The 14,002-nt window shown below is 43.1% G+C and carries 11 protein-coding genes; 9 read left to right on the top strand and 2 right to left on the bottom strand.

From position 1 onward, the window contains the following. Window positions 1–15: 15 nt before the first annotated feature. Window positions 16–2,205: a glutamine synthetase III family protein gene (locus K8P02_RS05470; RefSeq protein ID WP_002560834.1), complete on the top strand. Its 2,190-nt coding sequence runs from the start codon at window positions 16–18 to the stop codon at window positions 2,203–2,205. Between the two features lie 166 nt (window positions 2,206–2,371). Here the strand turns inward: K8P02_RS05470 and K8P02_RS05465 are convergent, their stop codons facing one another. Then, the gene (locus K8P02_RS05465) at window positions 2,372–2,938 is read right to left on the bottom strand and encodes an HdeD family acid-resistance protein (protein ID WP_025867951.1); all 567 of its coding nucleotides are present in this window, start codon (window positions 2,936–2,938) and stop codon (window positions 2,372–2,374) included. Window positions 2,939–3,245: 307 nt separating this feature from the next. Beyond that, the gene (locus K8P02_RS05460; protein ID WP_223382093.1) at window positions 3,246–4,391 is read right to left on the bottom strand and encodes an iron-containing alcohol dehydrogenase; all 1,146 of its coding nucleotides are present in this window, start codon (window positions 4,389–4,391) and stop codon (window positions 3,246–3,248) included. Window positions 4,392–5,214: 823 nt separating this feature from the next. Between K8P02_RS05460 and trpB the strand changes: the two genes are divergently transcribed. The 8 genes from trpB to K8P02_RS05420 all read left to right on the top strand — a co-directional run bounded on the left by trpB (window position 5,215) and on the right by K8P02_RS05420 (window position 13,128). After that, the gene (trpB, locus tag K8P02_RS05455; RefSeq protein WP_002560838.1) at window positions 5,215–6,396 is read left to right on the top strand and encodes a tryptophan synthase subunit beta; all 1,182 of its coding nucleotides are present in this window, start codon (window positions 5,215–5,217) and stop codon (window positions 6,394–6,396) included. Between the two features lie 134 nt (window positions 6,397–6,530). Next, complete coding sequence (locus K8P02_RS05450) at window positions 6,531–7,931, top strand: anthranilate synthase component I family protein (RefSeq protein WP_007485072.1); 1,401 nt, start codon at window positions 6,531–6,533, stop codon at window positions 7,929–7,931. A gap of 5 nt (window positions 7,932–7,936) precedes the next feature. Next, window positions 7,937–8,503 (top strand): anthranilate synthase component II, encoded by a 567-nt coding sequence (locus K8P02_RS05445; RefSeq protein WP_002560840.1) that lies wholly within the window; start codon window positions 7,937–7,939, stop codon window positions 8,501–8,503. Between the two features lie 4 nt (window positions 8,504–8,507). Then, on the top strand, window positions 8,508–9,503 hold the full coding sequence (trpD, locus tag K8P02_RS05440; protein ID WP_007485070.1) for an anthranilate phosphoribosyltransferase: 996 nt from the start codon (window positions 8,508–8,510) through the stop codon (window positions 9,501–9,503). Between the two features lie 104 nt (window positions 9,504–9,607). Further along, complete coding sequence (gene trpC, locus K8P02_RS05435; protein WP_002560842.1) at window positions 9,608–10,393, top strand: indole-3-glycerol phosphate synthase TrpC; 786 nt, start codon at window positions 9,608–9,610, stop codon at window positions 10,391–10,393. Between the two features lie 22 nt (window positions 10,394–10,415). Continuing rightward, window positions 10,416–11,033, top strand: coding sequence for a phosphoribosylanthranilate isomerase (locus K8P02_RS05430; RefSeq protein ID WP_002560843.1), 618 nt, complete (start codon window positions 10,416–10,418; stop codon window positions 11,031–11,033). A gap of 21 nt (window positions 11,034–11,054) precedes the next feature. Then, on the top strand, window positions 11,055–11,828 hold the full coding sequence (gene trpA, locus K8P02_RS05425; RefSeq protein WP_002560844.1) for a tryptophan synthase subunit alpha: 774 nt from the start codon (window positions 11,055–11,057) through the stop codon (window positions 11,826–11,828). Window positions 11,829–12,081: 253 nt separating this feature from the next. Continuing rightward, window positions 12,082–13,128, top strand: coding sequence for an asparaginase (locus K8P02_RS05420; protein WP_002560845.1), 1,047 nt, complete (start codon window positions 12,082–12,084; stop codon window positions 13,126–13,128). Window positions 13,129–14,002 lie beyond the last annotated feature (874 nt).

The raw sequence follows: 14,002 nt of genomic DNA, 5'->3' as shown, positions 1-14,002 counted from the left end.
ATAAATCAAAAGATTATGTCAAAACTAAGATTCAGAGTAGTAGAAACAGCTTTCAAGAAAAAAGCGGTAGAAGTGGTTCCTCCTTCGGAACGGCCTTCGGAGTACTTTGCAAAGTACGTATTCAACAAAGAAAAGATGTTCAGATACCTGTCAAGCAAGGTATACAACAAATTGATTGACGTTATTGACAATGGTGCTCCACTGGATCGCAGCATAGCCGATGAAGTAGCTGCCGGAATGAAAAAGTGGGCCAGCGAAATGGGAGTCACTCACTATACCCACTGGTTTGCTCCACTGAACGAAGGTACTGCCGAAAAACATGATGCCTTTATTGAACACGATGGCAAAGGAGGTGTAATGGAAGAATTCTCCGGCAAGTTACTTGTTCAACAGGAGCCGGATGCCTCATCCTTCCCAAACGGAGGAATCCGCAATACCTTCGAAGCGCGTGGATACTCAGCCTGGGACCCTTCCTCACCTGCATTTATTGTAGATGATACATTGTGCATCCCAACTGTATTCATAGCGTATACAGGCGAAGCACTCGACTATAAAGCTCCGTTGCTAAAAGCCCTGAGAGCCGTAGATAAAGCAGCTGTCGATGTATGCCGTTATTTCAACCCGGAGGTAAAGAAGGTAATCGCCTATCTGGGATGGGAACAGGAATATTTCCTGGTAGACGAAGGTCTTTATGCCGCCCGCCCCGATTTGCTGATGACAGGACGTACACTCATGGGGCATGACAGTGCTAAGAATCAGCAGCTGGAAGATCACTACTTCGGTGCCATTCCTACCCGTGTAGCAGCTTTTATGAAAGATCTCGAAATAGAAGCGCTTAAATTGGGTATCCCTGTAAAAACACGCCACAACGAAGTAGCACCCAACCAGTTTGAACTGGCTCCTATCTTTGAAGAATGCAATCTGGCAAATGACCACAACCTGCTCATCATGTCATTAATGCGCAAAATAAGCCGCCGCCACGGTTTCCGGGTATTATTACACGAAAAGCCATTCAAGGGAGTAAATGGTAGCGGCAAACACAACAACTGGTCATTAGGTACAGACACCGGCATTCTGTTAATGGCTCCGGGCAAGACTCCGGAAGACAACCTGCGCTTTGTGACATTCGTTGTGAATACACTAATGGCTGTTTACCACCACAACGGCTTACTGAAAGCATCTATCTCAAGCGCCACAAATGCCCATCGGTTAGGAGCCAACGAAGCACCTCCCGCCATCATTTCTTCTTTCCTGGGCAAACAATTGTCTCAGGTACTGGAACACATCGAAGAGAGCACCAAAGATGATCTGGTAAGTCTCAGTGGCAAACAAGGAATGAAACTTGACATTCCGCAGATCCCGGAATTACTGATTGACAATACAGACCGTAACCGTACCTCACCTTTCGCCTTCACCGGAAACCGTTTTGAGTTTCGTGCCGTTGGCTCGGAAGCCAATTGTGCCAGTGCCATGATTGCCCTGAACTCTGCCATTGCCGCTCAATTGAAGATGTTCAAAAAAGATGTAGATACACTGATAGAAAAAGGCGAGCCCAAAGTTTCGGCCATCCTGGAAGTAATTCGTAAATACATCAAAGAGTGTAAAGCCATCCACTTTGACGGCAACGGATACAGTGACGAGTGGAAAGAAGAGGCTAAAAAAAGAGGATTGGACTGTGAAACCAGCGTTCCATTAATCTTCGACAACTATCTGAAACCGGAGACCATTGCCATGTTTGAAGCCACAGGCGTAATGACAAAGAAAGAGCTGGAAGCCCGGAATGAAGTGAAATGGGAAACCTATACCAAGAAAATCCAGATTGAAGCCCGTGTCTTGGGTGACCTGGCAATGAACCACATTATTCCGGTTGCAACGCAGTATCAAACGGATCTGATTGATAATGTGTATAAGATGCGCGCCCTCTTCCCGGAAGAGAAAGCTGCCAGACTATCTGCTAAAAATCTGGAACTGATCGAAGAAATAGCAGATCGTACGGCCTTCATAAAAGAACATGTAGATGCCATGATCGAAGCTCGTAAAGTGGCAAACAAGATTGAAAGCGAACGCGAAAAAGCCATCGCTTATCATGATACCATAGTACCGGCACTGGAAGAGATACGTTACCACATAGACAAACTGGAACTCATCGTTGACAACCAAATGTGGACGCTACCCAAATACCGGGAATTATTATTCATTAGATAGTGAATAGTGATTAGCGATGAGCGATGAGTGATGAGTGCCATGCGGCATATAAGTACAGTATTAATCACTATTCACTAACCACTAATCACTATTCAAACTATTTCTTTTGTTGGTTGTTTTAAGTTTGCAGGGGAGGATTGCCGTGAGGCAGGCCTCTTCTTTTTTTTTACTCTATTATCTTCGCATCCTCAATATCGTCTGATACCGGCTTTCTGGGTTTATTGCGTGTAAACTTAAACCAGTTCACCAATTCAGATATCGCATATATAAGACTACTTACTCCGATAATCATAAATGCCGTATTGCGTGCTCCCGTCGGATTGAAAAGAGCCACAATGCCTGCCAGCAAGATAAGAGAGGGTACCACATAAAACGCACCGGGAACTACCGTCCAGCGGCGAGCCATTGAAAGCGAAGCTATCTGCTGCACACCTCCTAATATAAGGATAAAGCCAAGCAGGAACATCAATACATCGGCAAAGAATCCCGGCATTACCACCAACCAGAGACCGAAAAGCAAACTACCCGTTCCTTCAATCGGAAAACGACGCGAAACACCTTGCTCTGGTTTAGCTGCAAAATAACTGATAATAGAAATAAAACCGGGAATCAGGAATAACACACCAAGAGTAATAACAAGATACTGTACCGCAGCATCCGGCCAAAGCACAAGTACCAGACCAATAATCAATGCACAGACAGTACGGATAAGGGAATAATTCATTGTTTTCATATTTTTCTATATATTTTTAACGGGATACAACCCAATCTTTTTGCGAATATAGGTGTTTCAGTTTACATATTAAAACAACAAACCAGTTTTGTAATAAGTTCATAGCAGAAATGTAACTTTTCTTACATCCTGCTTCCGTACTTTTGCAACGATAAATTTATAGACACTAAAGAGCCACCCTAAGTTATGACAAAGTGTACTAAGATAATAGGGCTTCATTGCCTTGCGCGAACAATGAAGCCCTATTATGTTGTAACTTTGTTATATAACAAAACGATTGTTTTAAAACATTGATAAGTACTACCTCTTACATAGCACTTTCCAATATCTCTTTTGCCACTGTACCTGTTACATTTCCGTTTTCGCCATACTTCACTCCACGGGCATTAAAACGACGTTCTATTTCTTCAATCGTTTCTTTGCCGATCCCCTCTTCACTCAAGCGGGTAGTGAGTCCCAAGGAACGGAAAAACTCTTCGGTACGGCGGATAGCCTCATCAATACGTTCTTCTCTCGTACCGGACGTTATTCCCCACACCCGTTCACCATATTGCAGGATCTTGTCTCCTTTGAACCGACGAAGCACACGCAAGGTAGCCGGATAGACAATGGCCAATGTATGCCCGTGCGTCAATCCGTGAAGAGCTGTCAGTTCATGCCCAATCATATGTGTAGCCCAGTCTTGCGATACTCCCATGGCTACAAAACCATTCAGCCCCATGGTAGCAGAAAGCATAAAATCTGCCATCAACTGGTAGTCATGCTGGTTCTCGCGTATCTGCGGAGCAATCTCTACAAGGGTTTGCAAAATACCTTCTGCCCAGCGGTCCATAAGGCGGCTTTGACCGGGAGTAGTCATATATTGCTCTACTACGTGCACAAATGTATCGGCAATACCGCAGGCTACCTGATGAGGAGGCAGAGTAAACGTCACCTCAGGATCAAGGATAGAAAAAAGCGGATAGTTGGCATAGAAAGGATATTTCTCCTTTGTTTCGTGACGGGAGATTACAGCCCCGTTATTCATTTCCGATCCTGTGGCAGGCAAAGTGAGTACGGTAGAAAGAGGCACGGTATTTGTCACCGGACGTCCGGCAGCCACAAGATCCCAGGCATCTCCATCATATAGTAATCCGGCAGCTATCAACTTTGTTCCGTCAATGACGGAACCGCCACCTACTGCCAACAGATAGTCAACTTTATGTTCTTTTCCAAGAGCAATGGCTTTACGCAACGTTTCGATAGCAGGGTTGGGTTCAATGCCCCAGAATTCTACTGTAAAATAATCTTTGAGAGCTTCCTTCACTTGGTCGTACACGCCGTTTTTCTTAACGCTTCCACCGCCAAAAGTTATCATAATTCGTTTATCGGACGAAATTTCCTTACTCAATTGAGCAATCATCCCACGCCCCATAATGAGCTTGACGGGATTCTGAAAAATAAAGTTATTCATAGGTTATTACTTCTTTAATAATGATAAGTGCAAAGATAACAATCCTACTGCGATATAGGAAGAATCTTTTATAAAAAGAGATTCATTCAAGACTGTACAAGAATGAAGCAAACTCACCACAGAGTAACACAGAGTTCCACAGAGTTTAAATCTTTATTGAAACGCAGATTAACGCAGATTTTCGCAAAGGGAAATAAATGTATGATAAAGAACTACAGTCTTTTAATCTGCGTTTATCTGTGTTAATCCGCGTTTTATCAGATAAATACTGCTCTGTGGAACTCTGTGTTACTCTGTGGTGAAATACCATACAAAAACGAACAATTCATATTAGTTCACCGGAAGCCATGCGTTAATATCTTCAGCTACAAAAAGCCAGTATAGTAACAGTAAGATTAAAATAACGACAGCGATTGCAATAAGGACTTTCCTTTGTTTCATAATTTGGTTTCTGTTTAAATATTAATTGTATAATTAAACAAATCAAGAGAAGGAAATGTTTATTTAGTACTTTCTTCAAACGAAAAGAATAAAAAAAGAAAGATTTTGTTTGCTATTTCAAACAATGTGTTTATATTTGCCCCCGTAAAACATCAAAAGACAATGAGAACAATGTTAGTAAATACATATTGGTGGTGGCGCCCGTTACAACTCCGACAGTCGTAAGGGAGCAGTGCTCGTATGTATATACCTCATTAAAGATATAACAGATTTGAAAGAGCCCTGTCGCAACTTGCGACAGGGCTCTTTTCATTTCCACCCCATTTGTCGAATCCGGCTCAGCCGGCATTACAACAGAGTTTAATTATAAAAAGAAGAATATATGAAAAGTTATCAAGTTGACAAAGATGGTTATTATGGAGAATTTGGCGGAGCGTATATCCCCGAAATACTTCATAAATGTGTAGAAGAATTAAAGAATACATACCTCACCGTACTGAATGATGAGGGTTTCAAACAAGAGTTCGACCAACTACTGCGCGACTACGTAGGACGTCCCTCCCCTCTCTACCTGGCACGCCGCCTTTCAGAGAAATACGGATGTAAGATGTACCTGAAACGGGAAGACCTCAACCATACCGGTGCTCATAAGATAAACAATACCATCGGTCAGATATTGCTGGCTCGCCGAATGGGTAAGACTCGTATCATCGCCGAAACAGGTGCCGGACAACATGGAGTAGCTACAGCCACCGTTTGTGCACTGATGAACATGGAGTGCATTGTCTACATGGGTAAGACAGATGTGGAACGCCAGCATATCAACGTAGAGAAGATGAAAATGCTCGGTGCAACAGTTATCCCGGTAACATCGGGAAATATGACACTGAAAGATGCTACCAACGAAGCGATACGCGATTGGTGTTGTCATCCGGCAGATACGTACTACATCATCGGTTCTACGGTTGGCCCTCACCCTTACCCGGACATGGTAGCACGCTTGCAGTCAGTGATCAGTGAAGAGATAAAAAAACAACTCGCAGAAAAAGAGGGACGCGACTATCCCGATTATCTTATCGCCTGTGTAGGTGGAGGAAGTAATGCTGCAGGTACTATCTATCATTATCTGGACGACGAACGGGTACGCATCGTTCTGGCAGAAGCCGGAGGAAAAGGCGTAGAAACCGGACAAACCGCAGCAACTATCCAACTCGGGAAAATGGGTATCATTCACGGAGCACGTACCTTCGTCATCCAAGACGAAGACGGGCAGATTGAAGAGCCCTATTCTATCTCTGCCGGATTGGACTATCCTGGCATCGGACCGATACATGCTAACCTTGCATCGCAGCATCGTGCCACAGTACTGGCCGTAAATGACGACGAAGCCATAGAAGCCGCCTACGAACTGACAAAACTGGAAGGAATCATTCCGGCACTCGAATCGGCCCATGCATTAGGTGCCCTCAAAAAATTAAAGTTCAACCCGGAAGATGTAGTAGTATTAACTGTGTCGGGAAGAGGAGATAAGGATATTGAAACCTATTTGAAATTTACGATTTGACGATTTACTATTTACGATTGGGATTACCCTTATTCATAAATAAAGTAACTTCAATCGTAAATTGTAAATCGTCTAATCGTAAATCAAAGTGGTTTTAATTGTAAATAGTAAATCGTCTAATCGTAAATAACCCCATGTTTAATTATAAAACTAACAGCAAACAGGTACTTGGCGACCTGCATACTCCGGTAAGTATCTACCTTAAGGTACGCGATATGTATCCGCAATCGGTACTCATGGAAAGCTCAGACTTCCATGCCGGAGAGAATTCCATGTCATACATCGCTCTCTGCCCACTGGCAAGCGTAGGTGTCAACAACGACCTTGTCACTACTACCTATCCGGACAATACCCGCGAAGAAAAGCCGCTGACAGAAACCTTCACAGTAGAAAATGCCATTAACAGCTTCATTAACTGTTTCCATGTATCGGGAGAACACAAGGAAGTATGCGGACTCTACGGTTATACCACTTTCAATGCCGTGAAATACTTTGAACATATCCCCATTAAAGAGAGTCACGACCAGATGAATGATGCACCGGATATATTGTACATCTTATATAAGTATATCATCATCTTCAATCATTTCAAAAACGAGCTTACGCTTGTAGAAATGCTCAGCGAAGGAGAAGAAAGCGGATTGCCGGAACTGGAATCTACCATCGAGAACCGTAATTACGCATCTTATAACTTCTCTGTGACCGGTCCGGTAACAAGCCCCATCACCGATGAGCAACACAAAGCAAATGTTCGCAAAGGTATCGCACACTGTCTGCGTGGCGATGTTTTCCAGATTGTTTTATCGAGAAGATTCGTACAGCCTTATGCCGGCGATGATTTCAAAGTATACCGTGCTCTGCGTAGCATTAACCCTTCCCCTTATCTGTTTTACTTCGACTTTGGCGGTTACCGCATCTTCGGTTCATCTCCCGAAACACACTGCAAAATTGAAGGCAAACAAGCCTGTATTGATCCCATAGCAGGAACTACCCGCCGCACGGGCGACTCTATCAAAGACAAAGAACTCGCAGAGGCTCTGCTTGCAGACCCGAAAGAGAATGCAGAACATGTCATGCTGGTAGATCTGGCACGAAATGACCTCAGCCGCAACTGCCACGACGTGCGTGTAGTGTTCTACAAAGAACCACAGTACTACAGTCATGTGATCCATCTGGTCAGCCGCGTCAGCGGAGTACTCAACCAAGAGAGTAGCTCCATGAAAACGTTCATCGACACTTTTCCGGCAGGTACACTTAGCGGTGCACCCAAAGTACGCGCCATGCAACTTATCAGTGAGATAGAACCGCACAACCGCGGCGCCTATGGCGGTTGTATCGGATTCATCGGACTAAACGGAGACTTGAACCAAGCCATTACAATTCGTACCTTTGTGAGTCGTAACAATGAACTGTGGCTCCAGGCAGGAGGTGGTATTGTAGCCCGCAGCCAGGACGAATATGAATTGCAGGAAGTAAACAACAAGTTGGGTGCATTGAAGAAAGCAATAGACTTGGCAGTAACACTTAAAAATTAAAGACAATGAAGATATTACTTTTAGATAACTACGACTCTTTCACTTATAATTTGCTGCATGTTGTGAAGGAATTGGGAATCAAAGATGTAGAAGTATTCCGTAACGATCAGATTGCACTCAGTGAAATAGAACGCTTTGACAAGATCATCCTCTCACCCGGTCCCGGTATACCGGAAGAAGCCGGTCTGTTATTGCCCATCATCAAACAATATGCCCCAACCAAAAGTATTCTCGGCGTTTGTCTGGGGCATCAAGCTATCGGCGAAGCTTTCGGTGCTACACTGGAAAACCTTACAGATGTATATCATGGTGTACAAACCCCGGTTCATATCATCAAAGACGATATTTTGTTTCAGAATCTGGAGCACGAAATACCCGTAGGACGCTACCATTCATGGGTAGTAAGCCGCAACGCTTTTCCAGAGTGTCTGGAAATTACAGCCGAAAGCCAGGAAGGGCAAATCATGGCATTGCGCCATCGGATGTACGATGTACATGGCATTCAATTCCATCCCGAATCGGTGTTGACACCACAGGGCAAAGTTATCATTCAGAACTTTTTAAATGCATAAATGTATGAAACAGATTCTATATAAGCTCTTCGAGCACCAATACCTGGGACGGGACGAAGCCCGTATCATCCTGCAAAACATAGCACAGGGCAAATATAATGATGTACAGGTGGCATCTCTAATCACCGTTTTTCTGATGCGCAATATCTCCGTAGAGGAATTATGCGGTTTTCGCGATGCTTTACTCGAGATGCGGGTCCCTGTCGATCTGAGTGAGTTCTCTCCGATTGACATTGTAGGCACGGGTGGTGATGGAAAAAACACCTTCAATATTTCTACAGCAGCCTGCTTCACAGTAGCCGGAGCTGGCTTTCCGGTTGTGAAGCATGGAAACTACGGAGCTACTTCCGTCAGCGGTGCCAGCAATGTAATGGAACAACACGGTGTGAAATTTACCAATGATGTTGATAAGTTACGGCGTTCTATGGAGAGGTGTAACATCGCTTATCTGCACGCTCCCCTCTTCAACCCGGCACTCAAAGCAGTAGCTCCGGTACGCAAATCACTGGCAGTACGTACGTTTTTCAATATGCTTGGTCCGTTGGTCAATCCGGTATTACCGAGCTACCAGCTGTTGGGCGTCTACAATCTGCCTTTGCTTCGTCTGTATAGCTACACTTATCAGGCAAGCAACATTAAGTTCGCAGTAGTCCACAGCCTGGACGGATATGACGAAATATCCCTGACAAAGGAATTCAAAGTAGCTACCAGCGAGAGTGAGAAAATTTACACCCCCGAAAGCCTTGGTTTCTCTCGTTACACGGAGATGGATCTGGATGGTGGAAACACACCAGAAGATGCCGCAAGGATATTCGACAACGTACTGGCAAATACAGCTACCGAAGCACAAAAAGATGTAGTAATTGTCAATGCTGCCTTTGCCATCAATGTGATTTGTCCGGAGAAGCCAATAGAAGAGTGTATTGCCCTTGCCCGCGAGTCGCTGGAAAGTGGAAGGGCACTGGATACGCTTAAGAAATTTATAAATAGTGGTGAGTGATTAGTGATAAGTGATTAGTGCCATGCGGATGATCGCGCAGCCCACTAATCACTTATCACTAATCGCTTATCACTAACCACTAATCATTAATCACTATTTTTCCTATGCCCGATATATTATCTGAAATTATCGCTAACAAGCGGATTGAAGTGGAGTTGCAGAAGCAATCCATTACAATCGAACAATTATACGAAGGGGTTAGTGACGTCCCTCCTACCCGCTCTATGAAACAGGCATTAGCTACTTCTTCCAGTGGTATTATTGCCGAGTTCAAACGCCGTTCTCCCTCTAAAGGCTGGATAAAGGAAACAGCCAGTCCGGAGGAGATCATTCCCGATTATGCTGCTGCTGGTGCTTCTGCACTATCTATCCTTACTGATGAGAAATTCTTTGGCGGAACATTACGTGATATCCGTATCGCCCGTCCGTTGGTGGATCTACCCATTCTAAGGAAAGAGTTCATTATCGATGAGTATCAGCTCTACCAGGCCCGTATCGTAGGTGCCGATGCAGTGCTGCTTATTGCTGCTGCACTCGAACAGGACGAATGCCATGCACTGACTGATAAAGCTCATGAACTCGGTCTTGAAGTCCTGCTCGAAATTCATAGTGCAGACGAGCTTACTTATATAAATAAGGAGACAGATATGGTAGGTATCAACAATCGTAACCTCGGGAGCTTTCATACAGATGTTGCCAACTCCTTCCGTCTGGCAGAACATTTGCCGGAAGACATCATACGCGTATCCGAAAGCGGACTTTCTCAACCAGAAACCGTATCTCAGTTACGCGATGCCGGTTTCAGAGGTTTTCTTATCGGCGAAACCTTTATGCGCACCGGGCAACCGGGTGAAACACTCAAAGATTTTATAGATAAAATAATCACATAATAACTCTTAATCCCTCAAGAAAATGGTAAACAACAAATTAATCAAAGTTTGCGGCATGTGTGAAGGAGAAAATATTCGTGAAGTAGAATCACCGGACATCGACATGATCGGGTTCATCTTCTATCCCAAATCTCCACGTTACTTATGCGAAATGCCCGATTATATGCCTGCCAATGCCCGCCGTGTCGGAGTCTTTGTTAACGAAGATAAGCAGACAATAGAAATGTTTGCCGACCGTTTCAGTCTGGACTTCATTCAATTACACGGAAATGAATCGCCGGAATATTGCCGGTCACTCCAGTTGTCAGGACTGAAACTTATCAAGGCATTCCCTATAGCCAGCAGAAAGGATCTGCAAAACGTACACAATTACAGTAATTTCTGCAAATACTTTCTCTTTGATACAAAGTGCGAACAACGCGGAGGATCGGGCAATCAATTCGACTGGAGTATTCTGCATATCTATAAAGGACGTACTCCCTTCATACTGAGTGGCGGTATCAATCCTTATAGCGCCAAAGCACTCAAAGAGTTTCAGCACCCCCTACTGGTAGGCTACGATCTCAACAGTCGCTTTGAAGTAAAACCGGGAAAGAAGGACGCACAACGTATCCATCTGTTTTTAAACGAATTACGCTAACAATAAAGAAAGAATAAAAACATGAATAGAATCAATCAACTCTTCGGCAGCGATAAAAAAAACCTGCTATCTATCTATTTTTGTGCCGGTACTCCTACATTGGAGGGAACAGCCAACGTTATCCGCACCCTCGAAAAGCACGGTGTAAGTATGATTGAAATCGGCATTCCATTCAGTGATCCAATGGCAGACGGTATTGTGATTCAGAATGCAGCCACACGGGCACTTCGTAACGGCATGTCACTCAAACGGCTTTTCGAACAGCTCCACGGTATTCGCGAAGATGTGAAAATTCCACTTGTATTTATGGGATACCTGAATCCTATCATGCAGTTTGGGTTTGAAAACTTCTGCCGCCAATGCGTTGAATGTGGCATTGATGGAGTTATTATTCCCGATCTTCCTTTTCGCGACTACCAGGAGCAATACCGCCCCATAGCCGAACGTTATGACATTAAAGTAATTATGCTTATCACTCCCGAAACCAGCGAAGAACGCATACGTGAAATAGACGCCCATACAGACGGGTTTATTTATATGGTATCTTCGGCTGCCACTACAGGCGCCCAGCAGGATTTTGATGTGCAGAAGCGTGCTTACTTCAAGAAGATAGACGAAATGAAACTACGCAATCCGCGCATGGTGGGTTTTGGCATTTCGAACAAAGCTACCTTCCGTGCAGCATGTGACAATGCGCGGGGAGGTATTATAGGCAGTCGATTTGTTACTTTACTGGAAGAAGAAAAAGACCCTGAAAAAGCAATCCTTCGGCTGCTGGAAGCAATTCGGGAGTAAGTTGATGAGTTTGTAAGTTTGTGAGTTGATAAGTTGATGAGTTGGTAAGTTGAAGAGTTGGTGAGTTGAAAAGTTGGTGAATTGGTGAGTTGACAAGAGGACAAGTTGTCAACTCACAAACTTACAAACAAACTTATAAACTCACAAACTTACCAACTCACAAACTCATCAACTCACAAACTTACCCAACGATAATCCATAAATCATAATAAATTTATATCTTTGTCGCCGATTTAACAAAAGAGCCACAGATATGATAGCAAATTGCCCTTCCGTTTTGTTAATATATACTGGAGGAACTATCGGAATGATAGAAAACCCGGAAACAGGTGCCTTAGAAAACTTCAACTTTGACCACCTGCTGAAACACGTCCCCGAATTGAAGCGTTTTAATTACCGGATCTCCTCCTATCAATTCGACCCTCCTATTGACTCTTCTGATATGGAACCTCTTTACTGGGCAAAACTCGTAAAGATCATCAACTATAATTATGACAACTTCGATGGCTTTGTCATTTTGCACGGTACAGACACAATGGCCTATACAGCTTCGGCTTTGAGTTTCATGCTTGAGAATTTAAGCAAACCAGTCATCCTCACCGGCTCACAGCTTCCTATCGGAACCCTGAGAACAGACGGAAAAGAAAATCTGATAACCGCTATCGAAATAGCCGCAGCCAAAAATCCGGACGGTACCGCCATAGTACCGGAAGTATGTATCTTCTTCGAAAATCACCTTATGCGGGGCAACCGTACTACCAAAATCAACGCCGAAAACTTCAATGCCTTTCGCTCATTCAACTATCCGGCATTGGCACGTGTCGGTATCCATATTAAATATGAACCTAATTTAATCCGCAAACCAGATTTCTCCAAACCACTGAAACCACATTATCTGTTCGATTCCAATGTGGTGATATTAACTCTTTTCCCCGGCATACAGGAAAGTATCGTCACCTCCCTGCTTCACGTGGAGGGATTGAAAGCAGTGGTATTGAAAACTTTCGGTTCGGGAAATGCCCCTCAGAAACCCTGGTTCATCCAACAGCTAAAAGAGGCTACAGAACGAGGTATTATCATTGTCAACATTACCCAGTGCTCTTCGGGAGCAGTAGAAATGGAACGGTACGAAACCGGAATACAACTATTGCAAGCAGGTGTGATCAGCGGATATGACAGCACCCCGGAATGTGCAGTAACCAAACTGATGTTCCTGCTTGGACACGGATTGAGTAACAAAGAAATCAGATACAAAATGAACTCTTGCCTGGTGGGAGAAATAACGAAGTCAATAGGATAAAATGAAATAGACAATATATTCCCCAACTCCGAAGTTTTCAAATCAACCGTTGTGGAGTCCGGGGAATATTTTCAGTATTTAACTAAAAATCGGGTATTGATCCTAAATGATAAATAATGCGAATCAGTAGTTGAAAACCGGACTCAACTTAATCGTATATATTTGTTCAAAACAAGGCGATATAAACTACCTTTTATCAGGAAAAAAACTACTATTCTCTCTTTTATAATCTATAACCAAAACTTTTGATTCTATAACCGGAACTTTTGGTTATAAAACCTAAAGTTTTAATCTTACAACTGAAACTTTTGATTATAGTTTATCTTTAATTGTCCGTAACTTTACTTCCTATGAAAAGGTATTAATTTAAGGAAGAAGCAGATTTTATATATAAATGTCTTGAGTGTTGCGGATAAACTATCGGCAATCCCTTTAGTTCATTCTATACAGGTTTGGACCAAATATCCAACTACCGATTCGCATCAATAATAGATTACAGACGAATATTTTTAGCCTGTTGGGTTTCAATGTATAATCATGAATCTTATTGAATAGTAACCAGAGCAGAGAAAACACAGATATTAATAGTGAAAATTCAATAAATATATCTATTGCCAACTAAAAACATAAAAGATTAAGAATTTGTCAACAAGAAGAATTTGTATAAACTATTTTCTATATACATACCTTGATCCTCCCCCAATACAGACATCTCAATCATCTATTGAAAGAAGAAACAGTCAAAATAAGCATCATAACAACAATAATCTGTTACCGTCATCCTTGCTCCTCTGCTTGTAAAGAAAGTCCAATAAGAAACAATGAACAGAATATACAACTTTTCTTATAATTCGCTTTTACAGTGCACGAACAA

It is taken from the genome of Bacteroides nordii (assembly GCF_019930665.1).
Taxonomy (GTDB): domain Bacteria; phylum Bacteroidota; class Bacteroidia; order Bacteroidales; family Bacteroidaceae; genus Bacteroides; species Bacteroides nordii.
Note: the sequence above shows the minus strand (reverse complement) of the source record. Positions and strands in the feature narration are given on the sequence as shown.